Here is a 21,582-nt window from a genome sequence, read left to right on the forward strand (position 1 = left end):
CATGACCGTGATAACTCCGGACCGACCCACCTATGTCGTTGCGCCGGTACCCGAAGTCGAAACCGACGCCCTGGCCCGAGCGGTGGCCATGGTCGAGCCGGGCGCACTGCTGATGGCGCTCGTACATATGACAGGCGACCGCGCCTTGCTCGACGAATTCCGGGACAAGCTCGCCGCTGCTGGGCAGCGCGTGAAAGACATCGGGGAACAGCTGGATCCAGGTGCATATCCGGACGAGGTCGCCGTCGAGGTGCGGGCTCGGGCGCTGGAGTTCTTTGCCGACGGCATGACGCCGCGCATCACGGTGCCTGATGACGAACTTTTCCGGCGCATGACCGAAGTGTGTGTTAACCAACCGGTGGGCGTGGAATTCGTGGCGCATCTGCGTGAGCAGGGCGGGTTCGAGCCGTCGCGGCGGATCGTCCCGGTCACGCGCAAGCCGCCCGCGGACTTCCGAGTGGCCGTCATCGGCGCTGGCATGGTGGGGTTGAATGCCGCGATCAAACTGGGCGAGGCCGGATTCAGCTACCACGTGTTCGAGAAGAGCGGCGACATCGGCGGCACTTGGTCGCGCAATACCTATCCCGGCGCGGCCGTAGACACGCCGAGTCACTTCTACTCTTACTCGTTCGAGCTCAATCCGCGGTGGTCGAAGTACTACCCGGTCGGACCGGAATACCTCGAGTACATGCACCGGGTAGCGCATAAATATGGCGTTTACGAGCATATTTCGCTGAAGACGTCGGTCATCTCCTGCTCCTGGTCGAACGAGGACCGGCTGTGGTCGGTCACCGTGCGCGACGCGGAGGGTGTTGAACGCACTGAGCGTTTCACTGCCGTGATCACCGCGACCGGCGTTCTGAATTCCCCTCAGATTCCCGATATTCCCGGTCTGGACTCCTTCCGCGGCGAAACCATGCATACCGCCGAGTGGCGGCACGGAGTCGATCTGGTCGGAAAGCGCGTGGTCATGCTGGGCACCGGCTGCACAGCCGTCCAGGTGGCGGTGAGCGTGGTCGATCAGGCGCGGTCACTCGATGTCGTAGTGCGCCAACCACATTGGATCAGTGCGGAAAGGGCGACGCGGCTGGATGTGCCGGAGTCGGTGCAATGGGGTTTCGAGCACATCCCCTACCTACATCAGTGGTACCGGTTGAAGTCTTTCTGGCTGGCCGGTGACAATTTGTACTCGATCCCACGCATCGATCCGGAGTGGTTCGCCACCCATGTATCCGCATCGCCGGCGAATGATCAGACGATGCAGGCGTGCCTTCAGCACATGGACAACGTGCTCGGCGATCGACCGGATCTGAAAGCCAAACTGACACCGGACTTCCCGCCTTTCGCGAAGCGGATCGTCAAGGATCCGGGATTCCTCGCCGCGCTCAAGCGCCAGCACGTCTCGCTGCACCGAGCATCGTTCCGGGAGGTCACGCCGGACGGCGTGATCACTACCGAGGGTGAGTTCATCCCGGCCGACGTCATCATCTTCGCGACCGGATTCAAGATCGAGTTCCTGAGCTTCCTGGACATAACCGGTCGTGATGGCCTGAAACTATCGCAGGCATGGGCCGATCAGGATCCCCGGGCGTATCTCGGGGTCACCGTGCCGGGGTTTCCGAACTTGTTCACTACCGCCGGGCCCAATTCCGCGCCCAACCACGGTGGCGGGCACAACGTGCTCAGCGAGGAGCAGGTGCATTACGTGGTCGAGTGCCTGCAATACCTGGTGGAGAATGATCTACACGCCATGGAACCGACCCGCGAGGCGACCGACGAGTACAACGAACGCGTCGACGCCGAATTGGACAAAACGGTATGGCAGCAAGCGAAATCGGCGACCGGCTACTACCGCAACAAGCACGGCCGAGCGTGGCTTGCGTGCCCGTGGCGCATTGTCGACTACTGGACCATGCTGCGCGAGCCGAACCCGGAGCACTTCCTGACCACGCCCGCGCGAAAGACCCGATGAGACGTGGAACGCGGGCATTACCAGGCCGATCACCGGGCCTTCGCGGAGTTGGCACGCGGGTTCGTGCAGAAAGAAGTCGCGCCGCGCTATCTCGAATGGGAGGACGCCGGCATCGTTCCGCGTGAGATCTTCGCTCGGGCAGGCGAACTCGGGCTGCTCGGATTCGCCGCACCGCAGGACTACGGCGGCATCGGGGTCAAGGACTTCAGGTTCAATCAGATTCTGATCGAAGAGTTCATGGACGCCGACTGCGGCGGGGTCGGCCTGAACTTCGCTGTGCACAACGACATCTGCACTCCGTACCTCGTGGAGTTGGCCAATGACGAGCAGCGACAGCGCTGGCTGCCCGGCTTCGTGTCCGGTGCGCTGATCGCGGCGATCGGCATGACCGAGCCAGTAGCGGGGTCAGATGTCGCCGGAATCCGCACCGCCGCAGTCGATATGGCCGATCATTTTCTTGTCAACGGTGCGAAGACCTTCATCACCAACGGCACCAATGCCGACCTCGTGATCACTGCGGTGCGCACCTCGCCCGACCCGCATCATGGGATCACGCTGCTGGTCGTCGAGCGCGGTATGGCCGGCTTCGAACGCGGCCGCAATCTCGATAAACTGGGTCTGCACTGCCAGGACACCTCCGAGCTCAGCTTCATCGATGCGGAGGTACCCAAGGCGAACGTATTGGGCGAGGTCGGGCGCGGATTCGAATACCTGATGCGAAATCTGGCGCAGGAGCGCATGCAGATTGCCGTCGGCAGCCTCGGCCGGGCACGCGCGGCCTTGCGAACCACGGTCGACTATGTACGTGCCAGAACGGCTTTCGGCCAGCAGATCGGAGGCTTCCAGAACACCCGGTTCGCATTGGCCGACGTGGCCACCGAGGTGACGGTCGCCGAGGCGTTCATCGACAAGTGCGTGCTCGAGCTGAATGCCGGGCGGCTCAACCCCGCAGACGCGGCCAAGGCCAAACTCTGGGCGACCGAGATGGAGTTCCGCTGCCTCGATAGCTGCCAGCAGCTCTTCGGCGGGTACGGCTACATGCGCGAATATCCGATCGCGCGTGCCGCCGCGGACGCCCGGGTCACCCGGGTGTACGGCGGGACCTCGGAGATCATGCGCGAAATCATCGGCCGCGACTTGCGATTGGCGGATCGATCCGCTGCGAAAGGGGTCTGAAATGATCGAATACACCACCCTGCGAGTGGAACGGCCGAAGCCGCAGATTGCCGTCGCCTACCTCGACCGGCCCGACCGGCTGAACGCCATCACCTTCCGCATGTTCGATGAGTTCGCCGCGCTGCAAACGGAAATCGAATCCGATCCGGACACCCGCGTATTGATTCTCACCGGCAGCGGCCGGGGTTTCTGCGCGGGGCTGGACCTGGATCAAGCCGCGACACTGCCGGCAATGTCTGCGGCGGAGATGCTGACCGCGCAAGAGTCATGGGCACGTTCGGTGTCCGGGTTCCAGCGGATGACCACACCGGTAATCGCGGCTGTCAACGGTCCGGCGGCCGGCGCGGGCTTGAGCCTGGCTCTCGCCGCGGACATCCGGATCGCCTCGGCCGCAGCAAAATTCAATGCCGCGTTCGTGCGCATCGGGCTTTCCGGCGGTGATCTCGGCACCTCGTGGGCGCTGCCGCGCCTGCTGGGGCTCGGCCGGGCCACCGAGATCCTGCTGACCGGACGGTTCGTCGACGCGTCCGAGGCGCTGCGCATCGGATTGGTCACCGACGTGTGCGAGCCCGACGATCTGCTGGATCGGGCGCTCGAGATCGCGGAGCGGATCCGCGGCAACAGCCCGGTCGGCATGGCGCTCACCAAACAGGTAATTCAGACCAATGTCGACGCCTCCTCCCTGGAGGCCGCGCTGTCGATCGAGAACCGCAACCAGGTGCTGGCGACGCGGACAGCAGACATGCGCGAAGCGCTCGCGGCCTTCCGCGAGAAGCGGACGCCGCGATTCGCTGGGGAATGAGCGGCCCGGCATCCGTACAGACGAGGACACGGCATGACCGAAACAAACTTCAACGTAGGGGAATTGGTGCGGAGCACACGCTCTCATGCCCTCGGTGAAATTCCCCGCCGGACGGCCAGACGGGTGCCCACCAAGCTCGCCTTGATAGACGGCGACGTCCGCCTCACCTTCGCCGAGTTGGACGAGCGGATCGACCGTGTCGCCGCAGCCCTGCTGGCCGCCGGGCTCACAGGCGGTGAGCGACTGGCTGTGATCGCACGCAACTGCTGGCAGTATCCGGTGCTGGTGTTCGCTGCCGCGCGTATCGGCGTCGTGATGGTGCCCATCAACTTCATGCTCGGTGCGGCCGAGATTGCCTACATTCTCGAACACAGCCGGGCGTCCGCCCTGGTGGTCGAGGACGCACTGGTGGTCACCGCGGAAGAGGCACAGCGGCAGGCGGATTCCCCCATCAGGCTGCGCGCGGTGATCGGCTCTGCCTACCCGGGCTGGACCGACATCGCCGAATGGCTGAATCATGCACGAACCCCCTTGCCGGATCTGGTGATCGATGACGACGAGGTGGTGCGGCTGATGTACACCAGCGGCACCGAGTCGCGGCCGAAGGGTGCGATGCTGTCGAGCCGCAGCCTGATGTGGCAGTACGTCAGCGTGCTCGCCGACGGCGGGATGACCGGTGACGACATCGAATTGCATTCGCTGCCGCTGTATCACTGCGCGCAGTTGGACTGCTTCCTGGTTCCGGACATCTATCTGGGATCGACGAGCATCATCGTCCAGCGACCCGAGCCTGAAGTACTGCTGGCGACGATCGAGCAGGAGGACGTGACCAAGCTGTTCGCCCCGCCCACGGTGTGGATCTCGCTGCTGCGCTCACCATCGTTCGATACCCGAGATCTGGGCAGCTTGCGGAAGGGCTACTACGGAGCGTCCGCGATGCCGCGGGAAGTCCTGCTGGAGTTGCAGCAGCGGTTGCCCGGCATCCGGTTGTGGAACTTCTACGGTCAGACCGAAATGGCGCCGACCGCCACCATACTGCCGCCTGAAGACCAGTTGCGGCGTCCCGGATCGGCGGGGCGGGCTGTCCTCAACAACGAGACCACGGTCGTCGATGAGGAGGACCGGTCGCTGCCGACCGGCCAGATCGGCGAGATAGTGCATCGCGGCCCGCACGCCATGTCGGGCTACCTCGACGATGCGGCGCGCACGGCAGAGGCATTCCGCAACGGCTGGTTCCACTCCGGCGATCTCGGCTATGTCGACGCCGACGGCTACCTGTACGTGGTCGACCGCAAGAAGGACATGATCAAGACCGGCGGCGAGAACGTGGCCAGCCGCGAGGTGGAGGAAACGCTCTACGCCCACGAAGGCATAGCCGAGACAGCGGTCTTCGGCGTCCCGCATCCCACCTGGATCGAGGCGGTCGTCGCGGCCGTAGTGCCGAAAGACGGTGCCCGGCTGGACCCCGACGACATCATCGCGCACTGCCGTGCGCGGCTGGCAGGGTACAAGACCCCCAAATATGTCGTCATCGTGGATGAGCTGCCGAAAAACCCCAGCGGCAAGCTGCTCAAGCGGCAGTTGCGCGAACGATTTTCGTCGCTACCCGGAACGCAGGCGGGGTGACAGGCACCGGAAAATCGGGCGTCTACCCACCGGAACACCGACGACCGTGCCGTTGGTCACGCTCCTAGCCTGGCTGGATCGCGACCGGATTCATTGGACGCGATGCGCACCAAGCCGCGGCGCGCTGCGGCGCCCAACGACGGGAGATCCATTGTGAGCAACGACATCTCGCTGGCCGAACTGTACGAATTGCTCGGCGCGTGGTGGCTGCACTACGACGCGGCAAACTACGACGAGCTGGCCGCCATGCTGGCCCCCGAGGTGAAATACACGGTTCGCAGCGACACCGGGCAGACCGAGTACGAGGAATTCATCCGGGCCGATCTCCAGGGCCGCGATGCGACTATGGAATGGCTGAAGCCGCACCGGCTGGGCAGCCCGGCCCCGCTACGGCACATGGGCATGAACCTGCACCGCACCGGCACCGACGGCGAGTCGACCACCTTCGCCTCCTACCTGCTCACCACTCAGGTGACCAACGGCCTGCCCCAGGCCGTGGCGTCGGCCGTCGTCACCGGTGCGGTCGCGCGCGGCCCGGAAGGTCTGTGGTTCACCGCCCAGCATGTCGTGCTCGACACCCAGAACTCGGTGTCGCTGGCCGAACGTGAGGCTGCCCAGGCCGCCAACTAGGCGCATTGCCGAAGCAAATCCGGGTGTGGGCGTCCGCGTCGAGGCGGGCGCTCACACCCCGACCATGGAGTGGACCATGACTGCGCTACACGACGACATACGGATTCGTCGGGCCCCGCGGAATTCGATAAACATGGGTGAGACGCGGTGAGCACACCTCTAGAGGCATTCGGCGGCGGAGTCGCCGTGATAACGGGCGCAGGTGCCGGGATCGGTGCGGGCCTGTCCCGTTATGCCGCAACCGAACTCGGCATGACCGTCGTGCTCGCCGACGTCGATGGTACTGCGATCGCGACGCTGCGCTCCGAGCTGGAGCACGCCGATGGACAGGCCATCGATGTGATCTGCGACGTGCGCGATCCGGACGCGGTTCAGCGCTTGGCCGATCGCACCGTTGCCGAGGCGGGACCCGTACGGCTGCTGGTGAACAACGCCGGCGTGGAACAATTCGGGTATCTATGGGATACGCCGGTCGCAAATTGGAATCGGCTGGTGGATATCAATATCAACGGTATTTTCCACGGGATTCGGGCGTTCCTCCCGCACTTGCTGACGAACCCGGGCCCGTCGTGGGTGTGGAATCTGTCCTCGGTCGGGGGAGTTGTGCCGTGGCCGCTGCAGGCGCCCTACATCATGAGTAAGCATGCGGTGCTCGCACTTACCGAATGCCTGCACCAGGAAGTCGAAATGGCCGGGCACGCGGACCATGTGCACGTGCAGGCAGTGCTGCCCGGTGCGGTGACCTCGAACATCTTCGACGCCGCGCATGGCGTCGAAGCGGGAGATGTCGACGCGGCCGAAGCGCAGCGCGCCGCGATGCTTGCGGTCAAGGCCGCCGCGATGGACCCGATCGAGGCCGCAGAGGTGATCTTTACCCAGGCGGCCGCGGGCACGTTCTACCTGATGACACAACCGGATTCAGTCGGCGCAGCCATGGAAGAACGGGCCGAGACGCTGCGTAGTCGCCGCGCACCCGTGCTGCCACAGGGCAGTCGCTATGCCCGCTCGGAGGCGGAAACCGCCTCCACTACATGATCATTCGACGACAGGAGCAGCATCGATGCCGATCCCACCACTGGATCCCGATGTCGCGGAGCGTATCGCCCGCATCGGCGAGATCCCGCCCATGCGAAAACGCGGGTTGATGGCGGTCCGGGAAGGTCTGGAATCGATGCCGCTTCCGGACAACCTGCCCCAGATGGCCGACATCGAAGAACGGGCGGTGCCGGGTCCCTACGGTGACATTCCGCTGCGGATCTATCGTCCTCGGACCGACGACAAACGTCCGCCGGTGCTGGTCCACCTGCACGGCGGTGGCCTGGTGATGGGCTCCAATGCCTCGTTCGAGCCACTTGCTCGGAATCTCGCGGCCGCCACTGGCGCGACCGTTGTTGGCGTCGACTACCGTCTCGCGCCGGAATCCGCGCCACCTGTTCAGTTCGATGAATCCTATGCCGCGACGGCGTGGGTCTGCGATCGTGCCGAAGAATTGCGGGTCGACGCAGAGCGATTGGCGGTAGTCGGCGACAGCGCGGGCGGTGCGCTGGCCGCAGGTGTCGCACTCGCCGCCCGGGATCGTGGCGGCCCCGATATCTTCTGCCAGGTACTGCTGTACCCGGGCCTGGACCGCGATATGGCCGCGCCATCAGTGCTTGCGATGGCCGACGCGCCGATGCTGGTCGTGGACGATATCCATTTCATGCACACACTGGCGGACACCCGAGTCGGCGCGCCAGAGGATGCGTATCGGCTGCCTGCGTATGCCGCGGATCTGACCGGCCTGCCACCGGCCATCGTCGTGACCGGAGAATGCGACCCGATCCGGGACTGGGGCGAACGGTATGCACAACGGTTGCGCGATGCTCGCGTCCAAACCACCCACACCCGCTATCCCGGTGTGCTGCACGGGTTCCTGATGCGCGGGGAAAGCGCCCGTGCCGCCCTCGCGATCGCCGAGACCGGCGCGCTGCTGCGGGCGAAGTTCGCTCATCCGCTGCCGTTCGGACCCCGGGCGGATGCATGATGCCGAAGTCGGTGCCCGCCGAACAGGACGATATCGATCTGGACGCAGTCGCACAACTGCTCGTCGACGAGGCGGGCGTCGACCTCGTCGGGCCGCTGCACCTGGATCTGCTGTCCGGTGGACGCAGCAATCTGACCTACGTGCTGACCGATGGCATGACGGAGTGGGTGCTGCGCCGCCCGCCCCTTGGGCATGTGCTGGCAACCGCCCACGATATGGGTCGGGAGGTACGCGTCCAGCTGGCGCTGGGCAGGGCAGGATTTCCGGTGCCGCGCATCCTGCTGTCGGTCGCGGGGCCGCCGGTCAATTTCTATGTGATGGAACGGATTCGCGGTTGCGTGCTCCGTTCGGACGCCGATTTGATCGCGGTTCCCTTCGACTGCCGCGGCGTCATCGGCGAAGCGTTCATTGATACCCTGTCCGATCTGCATCGGCTCGCCCCGGACCGGGTCGGCCTCACCGATTTCGGCCGTCCGATCGGATTCCTGGAGCGGCAGCTCGCCCGCTGGTCGAAGCAGCTCGCGGCCTCCCGATCTCGCACCGTCCCCGGGTTCGACGAGCTCGTCACCAAGCTCGCGACCGGATTGCCCACCGACGCGCCGGTGTCGGTCGTGCACGGAGATTATCGCCTGGACAATACGATTCTCGACGTCGGTGTCGCGCCGCGTGTACGAGCGGTGCTGGACTGGGAGATGTCCACACTCGGCGACCCTTTGAGCGACGTAGGCATGGTCCACATGTTCTGGGAGGGCTGGCGTGGTATCGACAACCCGATAGCCGGCACACCAGGTGCGCATCCCGGCTATCCGTCGTGGGATGTGCTGGCCGCCCGATACGAGGAACGCAGCGGTCGCCGTCTGGCGAACTTCTCCTGGTACCAGGCATACGCCTGCTTCAAATTGGCAGTGATCCTGGAGGGAATCCACTACCGCCACTCCCAGGGAGTCACCGTCGGTACCGGTTTCGAGGACATCGGCGGCATGGTCGAGCCGCTGGTCGACCGCGGACTCGCGACATACCGCGAGCACTGACGTACCGCTGAGTGGACGAACGGAATTTTGCTCGAAATCGCACGGCGAGAATGACTTTCGTCACTTTGCCTGGCGAGTTAAGGAGAACGCGATGCTCACTGCCGAGCAGAAGGCAAGACTATCGGATGTACTGCGGCCGGCTGCGCCCCCGCAGGAACTGACCGGCGTCTACACCGACGACCAGCGCGACCGGCTGCTCGGTGTGGTACGCGACCACGGGCCGTGGAAATTGATCATCGCCCAGCATTTCGCCTCCGGCGAGGAGCTGATCGCGACGATGAGCGGCAATATGCCCGACGGCGTGACGCCCACGCTGGACATGTATCTCACCCCGACCTTCCGCGGCTATCTCGCCAACTACGGGACCAGCCTGTACCCGGAGATCAACGACTGCTTCTACAACGATCGGTTCATCGATCTGGCCAAGCAGTACTGGAAGGCCGAGTACGCCAAGCCCGAGATGATGCTGTTCAACATCAACGGTCCCTGCGGGAACATGGACCCCGGCCATCTGGACTCGCCCAGTTTCCGGGGGCTGCGCATCGGTAACACGCCCACCTGGCTGTTGAGCGTCATGGGGAAGTCCGGCCTGTTCCAGGACTATCTGATCAAGATGGCCCAGGTCATCACCTGGTTCTGTCACGACGAAGCGTCCGGCTTCACCTACTGGCCCGAGGGACCGCTCGAGCAGCCGCAGCGACTGCTGCCACCCACGTACAACAAGGGTGTACTCGTGCAGAACGAGATGATGGTGCACCGCGGCGAGGCCAATGGCCCACTCGCACAACGCAAGCCGCAGGGCCTGGGCTTCGACACGGTGTTCGCCGGTGATCCGGATGATCGGGACCACTGGGTGCTGAAAACCGGCAACGAGGTGATCGCTCGCCACCGCACTGACGACCTGCGATTTCTGGTGCACTGGTCGGCCGAGGTCTTCGCCGACTACGACGAGCTGAAGAAGAACATGGACGGCACCGCCGATCTGACACTGGACCAGGTCTTCGACACCTTCGCCAAGGACCTGCAGGCGGGCGGCATCGCACTCGACATTCCCAGCGAGCCCCTACACGATGGGGACTTCATCCGAACCCTCAGCAACGCCTACGATCTCGGCATGCCCGCGATCTACCCCGACGAGGCCAAACCCGACTGGATGCTCGTCGCGTAACGGCGCGCGACGAATTCGGCCCCACCCTCGCGAGGGTGGGGCCGAATTGCTATGCCGTTGGGTACTTCAGCATTTGGGAATTTCAGCGTCCGGGGATGGGATGGTCCACCCATGCGAGGGCCCGCCGAGCGAGGTGTTTGCAAACAACCTCTCGGCGGGCCCTGTGCCCCGGGCTCGATCGTCTCAATACGTGCCGAGTCGCGGGATGCCCTCGGTGAAGGTCAGGTTACCGACGGCAGCGATGTCTCCGCTCAGCTCGGGGGAGGCTCCAGGATCGGTAGCGCGCCGGATTCGGCTGCCTGCCACAAGGATTCGCGCAGTTGTGAGCAGTGAGGCAGGGGCTTGCCCGATGGCAGCGCACTAGCGGTGTGGCGCTCCATGCAGGCGGCGGAGGCGGCGGCGTCCCACTGGACACTGGTTTGCGCCCAACTGCTCTTGCGCGCAAGCACTTTCGCACCGCATTGGCGACACTGCACCGGCACCATCGGTGCTTCGCGCAACCGCTCGTCCACGCGGACACTCATGACGTTGCCTTCTCGGTCTCGGCCTGACGGGCGATGTTCTCGTCGATCTGCCGCTGCCACGCCTCGACTGGGCGGGTGGTGTCGAGCTCGAATTCGAAGCGGTCCACCATCTCCGGCTTCACGTCGGCGGCGTCGACGTAGAACTGCTCGTACCATCGGCGCAGCTGGTAGACCGGGCCGTCCTCCTCGCACAGCAGCGGGTTGTCGATGCGGGTCTTGGACCTCCAGATCGCCACGTCCTGCTCGAAGCCGACCTTGACCCAGTCGCCGAGGCCGATCGCGAGCTTCATCGCCTCGTCGGCGGGTAGCTGATCCGACTTCTTGACGATAATCCCGTACATGAGGACGAAGGAATTCTCGTCGATCGGATAGTGGCAGTTGATGAGCACGGTCTGCTGATCGCCACCGCGATCGTAGTGGTAGATGAGGTCATCGATCATGAACGACGGTCCGTGGTAGGAGGCGACCGAAGTGGTGCCGAGTGACTTCGGCTTGTCCGGGCTGCCTTTGAGATCCGCGCGGGCGGCGCTCTTGAAGTACTGGGTCGCGACGGGGCCTTCGAATACATTCTTGAAGTAGGTCGGTAGGGACCCATGGATGTAGAAGAAGTGGGCCATATCGACGACGTTGTCGATGATCTCGCGGCAGTTGGTGTTCACGACGGTCGTGTACCAGTGCCAATCGGTCCACTCGTCGCTGTCCGCGCCCTCGATGCGGGGAATGGTGACATCGGCGGGCGGCGCATTGCCCTCCGGGTCGTTCCAGACGAACAGCATGCCGTCTTGTTCCAGGGTCTTCCACGCCTGGGTGCGGGCCAGCAACGGAACGCGCTTGCTATAGGGAATCTGCTTGCAGCGGCCGTCGCCACCCCAGCGCCAGTCGTGGAACGGGCAGGCGATTTCATTGCCTTTGACCGCGCCCTCGGACAGATCGCCACCCATGTGCCGACAGTAGGCGTCCAGCACATTGAGCTTGCCGCCCGAGCCGCGGAAGACGACGAGTTTGGTCCCGAACGCTCGGATCGAATGCGGTTTGCCATCGGAGAAGTCCCGGATCAGGCCCAGGCAGTGCCAGCCGCGGGCGAAACGGGTAGGCGCCGCATCTGCTTCGATCCGACGCACCTCGTTCTGCACCGTTGTCATGTCCACCGTCCTCGGATTTTCGCGTGCGGAAGCAGGCTGTTGTGGCCGCGAGCGCGGCGGATTTCCGCATCATCTCGGTTCTAACACCGGCGATTACCTCGGCGGACAAGGGATTTCACTGGCCGGAATCGTCATTCGGCGAGATGTTCGCGCTGCCTAGCATCGGTCGGTATGACCTCCATATCAGAGGACCGGATCGCCATCCCGGATTTCAAGGCCGTACTTGCCCGCTTCTGCAGCGGAGTCACCGCCATCACCGCGATGAACGAGGCCGAACCGGTCGGCTTCAGCTGCCAATCCTTTTCGTCGCTGTCACTCGATCCGCCCTACATCTGCTTCTGCCCGGCGCGCACCTCGTCGACTTGGCCGCGAATCCGGTCCGCAGCGGCGTTCTGTGTGAACATCCTGGCGGAAGACCAGGACGAGCTGTGCCTGCAATTCGCCCGCAGCGGCACCGACAAGTTCGCCGGAATCGACTGGGCTCCTTCGGAAAACGGCGCGCCACTGCTGGACGGATCCATCGCGTCGCTCGACTGCGTACTCGAACGCGAATTGGACGGCGGTGACCACATCATCGTGATTGCCCGCGTCACCGGTCTGGCCGTGCATCGCGACGCATCCCCCCTACTGTTCTTCCGCTCGGCCTTCGCGACCCTGGGCTTGCCGATGCCCCAGCATCCCATGTCCTTCAGCCCCGCCGACTGGTTCTGACCGGCCGGAATCGCCACACGCGAGGGTCGTTCCGCTGGTTGAAATTTCGCGCTGATTGGTGGGCACGTTGCACATACCGTCGTCGCATCAGCGGCTCTGGCCTCCGATGCCGCGAGCGAGCTACTGCACCGGAGCCGAAGTGGCCTGCGGCCTGCTGGCCGGTCCGGGCTATTGATGCGAGGGAGAGGGTTTCATGGGCAACAGAGTGCTGGCGAAGGTCGACGGTCTACTGCCAGGGATCCGTGCGCGGGCGGTACGCGCCGACCAGCAGCGCCGGGTGCCCGAAGACACGATCGGCGAACTCACCGCGGCGGGCGTCTTTCGCATGCTGCAGCCCAAACGCTATGGCGGGTACGAATCCGGCCTCGCCGAGGCGTATGAGGTGGTGCGCGCTATCGCGGGCGCCTGCCCATCGACCGGCTGGGTATCCGCGGTGCTGGGCATACATCCTTGGCAGATCGCGCTTTTCGACGAGCAGGCGCAGGACGAGGTGTGGAAGGACGACCCCGACATCCTGGTGTCGTCGTCCTACGCGCCGACCGGGAAGCTCATGGAAGTCGACGGCGGTTATCGGCTCAGCGGCCGGTGGAGCTTCTCATCCGGCAGCGACTACTGCCGATGGGCGCTGCTGGGCGCGCTGTGCCCGAGCGAAGATGGTAAAGCGCCGGAGTACCTGACCGTCCTGGTGCCGCGGACCGACTATGTCGTCGAGGACGTCTGGAACGTGGTCGGCCTGTCCGGCACCGGCAGCAACGACATCGTCATCGACCGGACGTTCGTGCCATGGCATCGCGCCTTCAGCGCCTTGGATCAGAACCTGCTGCGCGGTCCAGGCCACAAGGTCAATACCGCGCCGCTGTATAAACTTCCGTTCGGGATGGTGTTCTCCTATGCCATCACCAGCGCGATCCTCGGTGCGACGCAAGGCGCTTACGACGCCCATATCGAGCGTATGCAGGCGCGGGTACGCCTGTCCTACGGCGGTCAGAAGGTGGCCGACGATCCATTCGCCCACGTCCGCGTGGCTCGTGCCGCCGGCGAGATAGACGCCGCGCTGCTCGCACTGGACTACAACGTCGCCGAGCAGACCCGCTACGTCGAAGCCGGAGAAGAGCTTCCGGAGCGCTTACGGCTGCGCGCCCGACGTGATCAGGTCCTCGGCATCGAGCGCGCATTGCGGGCGGTCGAGATGCTGTTCGACAACTCTGGCGGTCACTCCCTCGAACTGGGTAACCCGATCGAACGGCATTGGCGCGATGTGCACGCCGGCAGCGTCCACGTGATCAACGATGTCGAACGCGCCCTGGCGATGTATGGTCGCGGCGAATTCGGGGTGACGATCAACGAAGGAATGTACTGAGGTGCACGCCCTTCGGGCACCGTATGCCAGCTGATCGTGCACCCCAGTAGTTACACCGACCGAGCGACTGCTTCGGCGCGCTACGGCAGAGTAGCGAGGTCCTCGTCGGTGAGGGTCCAGCCGATCGCGGAGACATTGGTCCTGACCTGCTCCGGAGTCGTCGCGCCGGCGATGATGGACGCGACGCCCTGCTGCCCGGCCAGCCACGCCATGGCCAATTCCAGGATGGAGTGGCCGCGTTCTTGCGCGAAGGCGGTCAGTGCATCGAGCCGCGCGAAATTCTCCTTTTTGTCGACTGTCCGAAAGTAGGCCATGGTGTCCAGTCGCGAACCGCTCGGGTAAGGCTCGCCGCGCTGGTATTTGCCGGTGAGGAGACCCGAGGCCAGTGGGAAGTAGGGCACGATTCCGACATTGGCGGCGCGGGCCGCGGGTACCAGTTCCTGCTCGACGGTGCGGGAGAGCAGATTCCACTCGACCTGCGTGCCGCAATACCGTGGGAGCGATTTCGCCGCAGCGACTTTCGCCGCCGTATCCACTTGCTCGCCGGTCACGTTCGATGAAGCGATGTACAGCACTTTGCCCGCCTGAACCAGTCCGTCGAGCGTTTCGAGAGCCTCGTCCACCGGGCCTTCGGCATCGGGGTAGTGCTGGTAGTAGAGGTCGATCCGGTCGGTGCGCAAGCGCCGCAGACTGGTTTCGCAGCCCTCGAGAATTCGGCGGCGCAGCGCACCGGGCGTGTAGGGCTCGTCCTTGGGCCGCGGCAGGAACTTGGTGGCGATCACGACCTGATCCCGGCGGCTGCCGAGGGTGGCACCGATGAACTCCTCCGACTTGCCTCCGCCGTACATTTCGGCGGTGTCGAAATGCGTGATGCCTGCGTCGATGGCCGCGTCGATCACCGCGGCGCTGTCCGCGAGGTCCAGCTTCATGCCGAAGTTGTTGCAGCCCAAGCCGACAACCGACAGTGGCGGACCGTCCTCGCCGAGCTTTCGTGTTTCCATATCAGTCCTCTCGACATACGTGGATGAGTTCAAGAGATGAGCGAATTGAAGGCATTGCGCTCGCGGCCCGGGCCGGTGAAGACATAGTCGAGTTCGACCACCGAGCCGAAAAGGCTCAGACCCGTTGCGAACAAATCGGTCCGGAGGTGCACCTGCACGCCGTGCCGGCCGTAGGCGAAGTCCTCGACTTGGGAGAACACCGGCGACGCGGCCATGCGCTCGTCGATTTCGGTGTCGCCGTCCTCCCCGCGTGCCTTTAGGACCTGCATGCTCTGGATGCGCGCCGCGAACTCCGGATTCGCCGCCATCTCGGCCTGCAGTCGCAGCACCGCCGCCTCCAGCTGATCAAGCTCGCTGAAGTGGAGGCCGAAATGCAGGTACGACTCCGGCCACTGGGCACGCTGCTCCAGGAACCTGCGCAGCACCGGGTGCGGCTCGTCGGTATTGGCACCGAGGCTCTCCGCGATGACGGCTTCCAACTCCATCTGCGCGGGTTTGAGCGCGAACAGATAGATGATGTTGTTCGCGCGGTCGGGCTCCGCGCTGTCCATGGCGATGATGTACAGCGGCTCGTCGGAGAACTTGTTGGGGAACTCCTGGATTCGACCGCCGAGCAGTTCGAAGAAGCGGACGGCGAGCGCTCGCTCGCCCGGCCGGAAGTGCAGGGCGAGGTGGCCCAGGCTCGTCGTGGTTGAAGTCAACGCGGCCGGTGCGTCCGCTCGGGTAGTGCCTGTCGACCCCATCGTGGTCTCCTCGGTTGGCTTCCGTGCCCGATGCATCGGGCAAATGATCGGCCGTCCCGGGCCGCGGATCGCGGTGCGCGGGACCGGGACGGCATCTCGGGTATGGCCGGTCGTGGATGAGGTGAACAGCGCCGACCGGCCGAATGTCGCTGTGCGGGTTCAGTTCCTGGATACGTGGCGTGCCGCGAATTCGTGGATGCTCTTGACGACGTGGTTCAATTCTTCGTCGCTCATGCCGTGGCTCATACCCAGCGACATGCCGCGCTCGAAGACCTCGTCGGCATTGGGCAATCCGCTTGCGGGAATACGGTATTCGACATTGCGCATCATCGGATGCCGGGTGACGTTGCCGCTCCACACCGTGCGGGTGTCGATGCCGACGCCCTCGAGGTGCTCTTGCAGGTCCGAACGGGTGAAACCGGCGTCTTCGCGGACGGTGACCGGGTAGCAGAGCCATGCGGTGTGGAATCCGGGGAGCTGCTTGGGCAACCGGAACAGCGTGGGGTAGCTGCCGAAGGCGCCGGTGAACGCCTCGAAGATCTCGGCACGGCGGGCGTAATTCTTCTCCAACTTCGAAAGCTGTACCAGGCCGAAGGCGGCGCCGAGCTCGGACGGCTCGAAATTCCAGGGCAGCACGTCGAAGATGAAGTCATTGTCGTAGGCCACGCCGTCGAGGTCCTCGCGGAATACCCGGCCGGTCTTGGCGGCCTGCGAGCCGAACAGGTGCGGCTCCGAGCGTCGGCCCCAGCGGCGCAGCATGAGACCGCGGTCGCGCAGGCGCTCGTCGTCCACGCACACCATGCCGCCATTGCCGGCGCAGGTGATGATGTGCGCCATGGCGAAACTGGTGACTGTGATGTCGCTGCGGCTGCCGGTCTTGATGCCGCGCAGGGTGGTTCCGATGCAGTCGCAGGAATCCTCGATCACCTTCAGGCCGTGCCGATCGGCGATTTCGCGGATGGCGTCCCAGTCCGGCGCATTGCCCGCGAGATTCGGGACCAGGATCGCCTTGGTTTTGTCGGTGATCAGCTCCTCGATCTTGGCGGCGTCGACGTTGTAGGTGTCGGGCTCGACGTCGACGAAGACCGGGATCCAGCCGCCGCGCACGATGGGGGAGACGTCGGTGGAGAAGGTGAGTGGGGAGGTGATGACCTCCGACCCCTTGGGCAGGTCCAGCAATTCGAGCGCGAGGTATAGCGCGGAGGAGCCGGAATTGCACATCAGGCCGAGCTTCTTGCCGTAGAGGTCGGCGACCCGCTGTTCCATTTCGGCGACGTTCTTGCCGATCTTGAGTGCGTAGGGGCCGCCGCGCAGCACCTCTAGGCAGGCGTTGATCTCGGCTTCGTCGTGCACGCTGCGCGCGTAGATGACCCGGGTCACGGTATTACTCCTTGTTGTCGTGGCGAAAAGGTCTGGGGTGCGGAAGATTTCCGGCGGGCCGAGGTGATCAGCCCTTCGACCAGGACCACTCGTGGCCCCAGTAGCTGTCGGCAGTGATTTCCTCTGCCGTGTAGTGGTTTTCGTCGACCAGCATCCCCTCGGTGCCGAACTCGAGATCCCAGCCGCCCGGGGTGCGAACGTAGAAGGAGATCATCTTGTCGTTGGTGTGCCGACCGAGAGTGGATGACAGGTGGTAGCCGCCCTTGACAACCCGATCGAGGGCGCGCCCGACATCGTCGAGCTGGTCGACCTCCACCATGATGTGGATCAATCGGGGCGCGCCCGGCTCCGACAGCGGCATCAGTGCGAGCGTATGGTGGCGCCGGTTGGTGCTGAGGAAGCGGATTCGCAACGGCCCGAGTTCGGGTGGCGTGGGCATCCGAAAAGCGCCGCGAGCGCTGAACCCGAGTACCTCGGTGTAGAAGCGGTTGGCCGTGTCGATATCGCCTACCGGGATCACGATGTGGCCGAGACCCAATGCGCCGGTGACGAATCGGTTGCCGTGTGGGGAGATCGACGGACTGTGATCGAGTTTCGGGCCGTGGAACATCTCCACCGGTGTGCCGCAGGGGTCGTCGAATGCGATGACGTCCTCGACGCCCCGCTCTTCGGCCTCGGCCTGCGAGAGGGCCTTCACCGAGATACCGGCCGCCGACACCGCCTCGCCCACGCGGGCCAGCGCCGCGCTGTCACGTGCCTGCCAGCCGACAGCCAGCACCTGGTCGACGCTGCCGGGGATCAGCGCGAGCCGGTGCTGATGCTCGTCCGTGCGCAGGTAAACCCCGTCGGGGTCCGGTCCGGTGCCCCGCGCGAAGCCTACGGTGTCGAACGCGAATTGCCGCCAGGCGTCGGCATCGGTGACCTCGATCTTGACGTAGCCCAACGAATGGATGTCGCTCAAGGGATTTCCTCTCTCACGAATAGCTGACTTTCACGCTGTCGGTCACGGGAACGGCCTGGCAGGACAGCACGTATCCCTCGGCCAAGTCCGCTTCCTCCAAGACCTCGTTGCGCAGCATCTTGACCTCGCCGTCGAGGACTCGGCAGGCGCAGGCACTGCATGCGCCCTCCCTACAGGAATAGGGAGCCGCGAGACCGGCATCGAGTAGCACGTCGAGCAGTCGGCGCGCACGCGGCCACGGATGCGTGGTCACCGCACCGTCGAGCTCGACTTCGACCTGTGCGGCATCACTCTGCGCGTCGGCGATCTGATCCTCGGCGCTTGTGGTGAACGGATCTCCGGACAGGGACAGGAATCGTTCGGTGTGCACGTGGTCGCGCGTGAAGCCCAACTGGCGCAAGGCCTCCGCCGCCGCATCCATGAACGGCTCCGGTCCGCACAGAAATGCGTCGTGTCCGCCATATGGCCGGGTCAGCTCCCGCAGCGTGGCCACATCGGGCAGTCCTTGCACGCTGACCAGCCAGTGCACCGTCACCAGTCGTTTCGGATTGTCGCGAGCCAGTTCGGCGAGTTCGGCGGCAAAGATTACCGAGTTCTCGTCCTGGTTGGCGTAGATCAGCACCACGCGGCCGTTTCCGGCGTGCAGCACCGATTTCACGATCGACATGATCGGCGTGATGCCGCTACCTCCTGCGAACAGCAGTAGGTCGTCGTCCAGTGAGCGGGGCGTGAAAATTCCTGCCGGAACGAGTGTTTCGATGATCGTCCCGGCCCTGACATGATCGCAGATCCAGTTCGAAGCCAGTCCGCCCGCCACTCGCTTGACCGTCACCTTCGGTGGCTCGCCCCGGTGCGGTGACGACGCCAGCGAGTAGCATCGCGCCACTGATCCGTCTGCCACGGGTATCCGCATGGTCAGGAATTGCCCAGGGGCATAGTGGAATTCGTTCGCTGCCTGGAATACCAGCGAACAACTTTCCGCTGTCTCGGCGATGACCGCGGTCACCCGGAGACGATGCACAACGGGATCCGGCATATCTGCTTCCTGTGATCTCCGCCGAGACGGCGGGGCTGGGGCGCTTCCTGCGGACAGAAGACCGATTGGCGCCAGTCTGCTTCGCCGGGCAAGGGGCCGGGCCGCGTAATTTCACTGACTGGACGACGAACTGCCGGGCGGAAGCGGCTGTTCAGCGAGTCAGGAAGGCGAGTACCGCGCTTTCCCAGGCGGCTTTCTGCTCGATCATCACCCAGTGGCCACAGTTGGGGAACACATGGAGTTCGCTGTTCGGAATGGTGCGCATGGGCAGCAGGGCCATGTCCAGCGGGCTCACGCGGTCGTCGCGACCCCAGGTGATGAGGGTAGGAGCCGTGATCTTGTGCAGCATCGCCCAATACGGTGGCTTGTCACCTGCGGCCGCGGCGGCGATGCCCGCTGTCATGGCTGCGCGGCCGTACATGCGCCGCGCGGCTTCGAGGGTCTTCGGTTCGGTGGCCAGCTCCCAGCGTTCCTCGATCATCTGCTCGGTGACGATCGAGCGGTCATAGACCATCGAGTGCAGCCAGTCCAGGAGGCGTTCCCGGGTTGGGTCGTCGGTGAAATCCATGAGCAGGTTGATGCCTTCGCCTGGGCCGGGGCTGAACAGATTGCGGCCCACGCCGCCGATGGTGACGATGCGGCCGAACACATCGGGATTCGCGATGGCCAGATTGGCGCCGACGATCCCGCCCATGGAGTTGCCGATCACGTCGACGCGTTGGAGCCCGAGTCCGGATAGGAAGCGCAGCACCGCCTTCGGTGCGGCAGTCATCGGATGCTCGTCGGTCGGGTCGCTCACGCCGAAGCCGGGGAATTCCAGGACCAGGCACCGGAAGTGTTCGGCGAGCACCGCGAGGTTGCCGCGATAGTTGCGCCATCCGGTCACCCCCGGACCAGAGCCGTGCAGTAGCAGGAGTGGGGGACCGTCACCGGCCTCGTGGTAGCGCAGCACGCCGTTGTCGGTCGGCAGCTCGCGCAGGGTGTTCTCGTAAGTCAGCTCGGACATAGGAGATATCCGCCCTCTCTTTGCGTGGAACAGGGTCAGGGCGGACGCTAGAGCGCCGGCGAGGTCGTCCACGGCGATGGTTCCGCCCACTGGGAGTTACGAACAACTCACTCCCACTTGTGTTTTCCTTCCAGAAGTGCGGTGAGCAGCGGTCGCTGCATGATGTAGTCGTCGGGATCCTGTGGCGCGACGTCCTCGCCGAAGCCGATCATCCGGACCTTGCCGCGCGCCATGGCGATGGCGTGCCGGATACCGGCGTAGACCAGGTAGAAATCCAGATTCCGCAGCGTGCTCTCGCTGGCCTCCTCGTAGCGCGCCACCACGTCGTCGCGGCGCAGGAAATCGGGCAGGCCGGGCGCTCCGTGCATGGTGGCGAGGAACTGGAAGAATGCGTGCATGTAGATGATCCATGCGACGTCGATCTCGCGCGGCCCGAGAGCGGCCATCTCCCAGTCGATGACGGCCGCGGGCTCTACGCCGTCGTAGATGATGTTGGCGGGACGGGAATCGCCCCAGCTGAGCACATCCGGCCCCGGATCGGCGGGCCAGTTGGCCTCGAGCCAGTCGAAGCCGCGCTCGATCAACGGAACCGGGTGGCCCTCGTCCGCCAGACCCCAGCGGTACCAGGCTCGGGTTTCCTCGACGTGGCAGCGCAGGCCGGAACCGTCCGCGCAGAGCATCGGAAACCGTTGCTGCGCATCGGCTATCGCATGTAGCTTCGCCAATACGTCGACCGTGTTGTGCATCAGGCTCAGGCGTTCGTCCGGGGCGGATTCGAGGATCCAGCCCATGAATACGTACGGCGGATTGTCCGAGGGGATACGGCCGTCCACCTTGCGCATGATGAAGAACGGTGTGCCCAGGGCGGTTTCGTCGGTCTCTTGCCAGCACAGCTCGGGCACGGGCACCGCACCGGAATCGGCGACCGCCCGCATCACCTCGTACTGCTTTTCCAGATCATAGGTACGCATCAAGGGAATGCTCGCGGGTGGCATCCGCATGACGTAGGACCCCGACCGCAGCGCGCCCGCATCGGTCCACTCGGCATCGAAAAGCACAGTGGCCCCGGACATTCCGGCGTCCGGCCGTTCGATATGAGAGATCCGCACGGGTGCGTCCGCACCGAGCCGAGGGCTGATCCACTCGATCAGCCGGTTGGACAGATCATCCAGTCCGAGTTCGCTGACCGTGATCTTCCATTGAGTCTGCTGCGGATCGTTGACAGCCATTGTCATCCTCCTGTGGCGTCGAAGTGCGCAGCAATGCTGCACCGTGGTGAGCTGCTTCACA

At 64.5% G+C, this 21,582-nt stretch carries 20 protein-coding genes; 11 read left to right on the forward strand and 9 right to left on the reverse strand.

Features of this window, described 5'->3' with window-relative positions:
* Position 1 precedes the first annotated feature (1 nt).
* The 9 genes from ACQPYR_RS21785 (at position 2) to ACQPYR_RS21825 (ending at position 10,428) form a co-directional block, all read left to right on the forward strand.
* Complete coding sequence (locus tag ACQPYR_RS21785; RefSeq protein ID WP_433634899.1) at positions 2 to 1,972, forward strand: flavin-containing monooxygenase; 1,971 nt, start codon at positions 2 to 4, stop codon at positions 1,970 to 1,972.
* Between the two features lie 3 nt (positions 1,973 to 1,975).
* Entirely contained in the window at positions 1,976 to 3,148 is a 1,173-nt protein-coding gene (locus ACQPYR_RS21790; RefSeq protein WP_433634900.1) for an acyl-CoA dehydrogenase family protein, read from the forward strand.
* A gap of 1 nt (position 3,149) precedes the next feature.
* Complete coding sequence (locus ACQPYR_RS21795) at positions 3,150 to 3,950, forward strand: enoyl-CoA hydratase/isomerase family protein (RefSeq protein ID WP_433634901.1); 801 nt, start codon at positions 3,150 to 3,152, stop codon at positions 3,948 to 3,950.
* 33 nt (positions 3,951 to 3,983) lie between these two features.
* Positions 3,984 to 5,576: an acyl-CoA synthetase gene (locus tag ACQPYR_RS21800; protein ID WP_433634902.1), complete on the forward strand. Its 1,593-nt coding sequence runs from the start codon at positions 3,984 to 3,986 to the stop codon at positions 5,574 to 5,576.
* Positions 5,577 to 5,729: 153 nt separating this feature from the next.
* A complete protein-coding gene (locus ACQPYR_RS21805) occupies positions 5,730 to 6,206 on the forward strand; it encodes a nuclear transport factor 2 family protein (RefSeq protein ID WP_433634903.1) in 477 nt (158 codons plus the stop codon).
* Positions 6,207 to 6,353: 147 nt separating this feature from the next.
* Positions 6,354 to 7,241: an SDR family oxidoreductase gene (locus ACQPYR_RS21810; protein WP_433634904.1), complete on the forward strand. Its 888-nt coding sequence runs from the start codon at positions 6,354 to 6,356 to the stop codon at positions 7,239 to 7,241.
* 25 nt (positions 7,242 to 7,266) lie between these two features.
* Complete coding sequence (locus tag ACQPYR_RS21815; RefSeq protein ID WP_433634905.1) at positions 7,267 to 8,229, forward strand: alpha/beta hydrolase; 963 nt, start codon at positions 7,267 to 7,269, stop codon at positions 8,227 to 8,229.
* Positions 8,226 to 9,260, forward strand: a complete 1,035-nt coding sequence (locus ACQPYR_RS21820) for a phosphotransferase family protein (protein ID WP_433634906.1) — start codon at positions 8,226 to 8,228, stop codon at positions 9,258 to 9,260. Before ACQPYR_RS21815 ends, ACQPYR_RS21820 begins: the two co-directional genes overlap by 4 nt.
* A 91-nt stretch (positions 9,261 to 9,351) precedes the next feature.
* A complete protein-coding gene (locus ACQPYR_RS21825) occupies positions 9,352 to 10,428 on the forward strand; it encodes a hypothetical protein (protein WP_433634907.1) in 1,077 nt (358 codons plus the stop codon).
* 251 nt (positions 10,429 to 10,679) lie between these two features.
* Here ACQPYR_RS21825 and ACQPYR_RS21830 read toward each other — a convergent pair whose 3' ends face one another.
* Positions 10,680 to 10,952: a ferredoxin gene (locus ACQPYR_RS21830; protein WP_433634908.1), complete on the reverse strand. Its 273-nt coding sequence runs from the start codon at positions 10,950 to 10,952 to the stop codon at positions 10,680 to 10,682.
* Positions 10,949 to 12,094 carry a Rieske 2Fe-2S domain-containing protein gene (locus tag ACQPYR_RS21835; protein WP_433634909.1) on the reverse strand — a complete coding sequence of 382 codons (1,146 nt, stop codon included), beginning with the start codon at positions 12,092 to 12,094 and terminating at the stop codon, positions 10,949 to 10,951. The genes ACQPYR_RS21830 and ACQPYR_RS21835 overlap by 4 nt, the downstream gene beginning before the upstream one ends.
* Before the next feature lie 171 nt (positions 12,095 to 12,265).
* On the opposite strand from ACQPYR_RS21835, the gene ACQPYR_RS21840 reads away from it, so the two are divergent.
* Positions 12,266 to 12,805 (forward strand): flavin reductase family protein, encoded by a 540-nt coding sequence (locus tag ACQPYR_RS21840; protein ID WP_433634910.1) that lies wholly within the window; start codon positions 12,266 to 12,268, stop codon positions 12,803 to 12,805.
* Between the two features lie 193 nt (positions 12,806 to 12,998).
* On the forward strand, positions 12,999 to 14,165 hold the full coding sequence (gene hsaA / locus ACQPYR_RS21845; RefSeq protein ID WP_433634911.1) for a 3-hydroxy-9,10-secoandrosta-1,3,5(10)-triene-9,17-dione monooxygenase oxygenase subunit: 1,167 nt from the start codon (positions 12,999 to 13,001) through the stop codon (positions 14,163 to 14,165).
* An 80-nt stretch (positions 14,166 to 14,245) separates the two neighbouring features.
* Here hsaA and ACQPYR_RS21850 read toward each other — a convergent pair whose 3' ends face one another.
* The 7 genes from ACQPYR_RS21850 to ACQPYR_RS21880 all read right to left on the reverse strand — a co-directional run bounded on the left by ACQPYR_RS21850 (position 14,246) and on the right by ACQPYR_RS21880 (position 21,521).
* The gene (locus ACQPYR_RS21850; RefSeq protein ID WP_433634912.1) at positions 14,246 to 15,166 is read right to left on the reverse strand and encodes an aldo/keto reductase; all 921 of its coding nucleotides are present in this window, start codon (positions 15,164 to 15,166) and stop codon (positions 14,246 to 14,248) included.
* Between the two features lie 29 nt (positions 15,167 to 15,195).
* Positions 15,196 to 15,909 (reverse strand): hypothetical protein, encoded by a 714-nt coding sequence (locus tag ACQPYR_RS21855; protein ID WP_433634913.1) that lies wholly within the window; start codon positions 15,907 to 15,909, stop codon positions 15,196 to 15,198.
* A gap of 159 nt (positions 15,910 to 16,068) precedes the next feature.
* A complete protein-coding gene (locus ACQPYR_RS21860; RefSeq protein WP_433634914.1) occupies positions 16,069 to 17,289 on the reverse strand; it encodes a DegT/DnrJ/EryC1/StrS family aminotransferase in 1,221 nt (406 codons plus the stop codon).
* 67 nt (positions 17,290 to 17,356) lie between these two features.
* Positions 17,357 to 18,250: a VOC family protein gene (locus tag ACQPYR_RS21865; protein WP_433634915.1), complete on the reverse strand. Its 894-nt coding sequence runs from the start codon at positions 18,248 to 18,250 to the stop codon at positions 17,357 to 17,359.
* A gap of 13 nt (positions 18,251 to 18,263) precedes the next feature.
* Positions 18,264 to 19,286 (reverse strand): 2Fe-2S iron-sulfur cluster-binding protein, encoded by a 1,023-nt coding sequence (locus tag ACQPYR_RS21870; protein ID WP_433634916.1) that lies wholly within the window; start codon positions 19,284 to 19,286, stop codon positions 18,264 to 18,266.
* Between the two features lie 151 nt (positions 19,287 to 19,437).
* Positions 19,438 to 20,292: an alpha/beta fold hydrolase gene (locus ACQPYR_RS21875; protein ID WP_433634917.1), complete on the reverse strand. Its 855-nt coding sequence runs from the start codon at positions 20,290 to 20,292 to the stop codon at positions 19,438 to 19,440.
* A 107-nt stretch (positions 20,293 to 20,399) separates the two neighbouring features.
* Complete coding sequence (locus tag ACQPYR_RS21880) at positions 20,400 to 21,521, reverse strand: phosphotransferase family protein (protein ID WP_433634918.1); 1,122 nt, start codon at positions 21,519 to 21,521, stop codon at positions 20,400 to 20,402.
* Positions 21,522 to 21,582: the final 61 nt, after the last annotated feature.

This window comes from Nocardia sp. CA-120079 (assembly GCF_050955745.1).
Classification (GTDB): domain Bacteria; phylum Actinomycetota; class Actinomycetes; order Mycobacteriales; family Mycobacteriaceae; genus Nocardia.

Coding starts and splice junctions, on each gene's coding strand:
- ACQPYR_RS21785 (WP_433634899.1), top strand. CDS start 2: ATGACCGTGATAACTCCGGACCGACCCACCTATGTCGTTGCGCCGGTA.
- ACQPYR_RS21795 (WP_433634901.1), top strand. CDS start 3,150: ATGATCGAATACACCACCCTGCGAGTGGAACGGCCGAAGCCGCAGATT.
- ACQPYR_RS21800 (WP_433634902.1), top strand. CDS start 3,984: ATGACCGAAACAAACTTCAACGTAGGGGAATTGGTGCGGAGCACACGC.
- ACQPYR_RS21815 (WP_433634905.1), top strand. CDS start 7,267: ATGCCGATCCCACCACTGGATCCCGATGTCGCGGAGCGTATCGCCCGC.
- ACQPYR_RS21820 (WP_433634906.1), top strand. CDS start 8,226: ATGATGCCGAAGTCGGTGCCCGCCGAACAGGACGATATCGATCTGGAC.
- ACQPYR_RS21825 (WP_433634907.1), top strand. CDS start 9,352: ATGCTCACTGCCGAGCAGAAGGCAAGACTATCGGATGTACTGCGGCCG.
- ACQPYR_RS21830 (WP_433634908.1), bottom strand. CDS start 10,952: ATGAGTGTCCGCGTGGACGAGCGGTTGCGCGAAGCACCGATGGTGCCG.
- ACQPYR_RS21835 (WP_433634909.1), bottom strand. CDS start 12,094: ATGACAACGGTGCAGAACGAGGTGCGTCGGATCGAAGCAGATGCGGCG.
- ACQPYR_RS21840 (WP_433634910.1), top strand. CDS start 12,266: ATGACCTCCATATCAGAGGACCGGATCGCCATCCCGGATTTCAAGGCC.
- hsaA (WP_433634911.1), top strand. CDS start 12,999: ATGGGCAACAGAGTGCTGGCGAAGGTCGACGGTCTACTGCCAGGGATC.
- ACQPYR_RS21850 (WP_433634912.1), bottom strand. CDS start 15,166: ATGGAAACACGAAAGCTCGGCGAGGACGGTCCGCCACTGTCGGTTGTC.
- ACQPYR_RS21855 (WP_433634913.1), bottom strand. CDS start 15,909: ATGGGGTCGACAGGCACTACCCGAGCGGACGCACCGGCCGCGTTGACT.
- ACQPYR_RS21870 (WP_433634916.1), bottom strand. CDS start 19,286: ATGCCGGATCCCGTTGTGCATCGTCTCCGGGTGACCGCGGTCATCGCC.
- ACQPYR_RS21875 (WP_433634917.1), bottom strand. CDS start 20,292: ATGTCCGAGCTGACTTACGAGAACACCCTGCGCGAGCTGCCGACCGAC.
- ACQPYR_RS21880 (WP_433634918.1), bottom strand. CDS start 21,521: ATGGCTGTCAACGATCCGCAGCAGACTCAATGGAAGATCACGGTCAGC.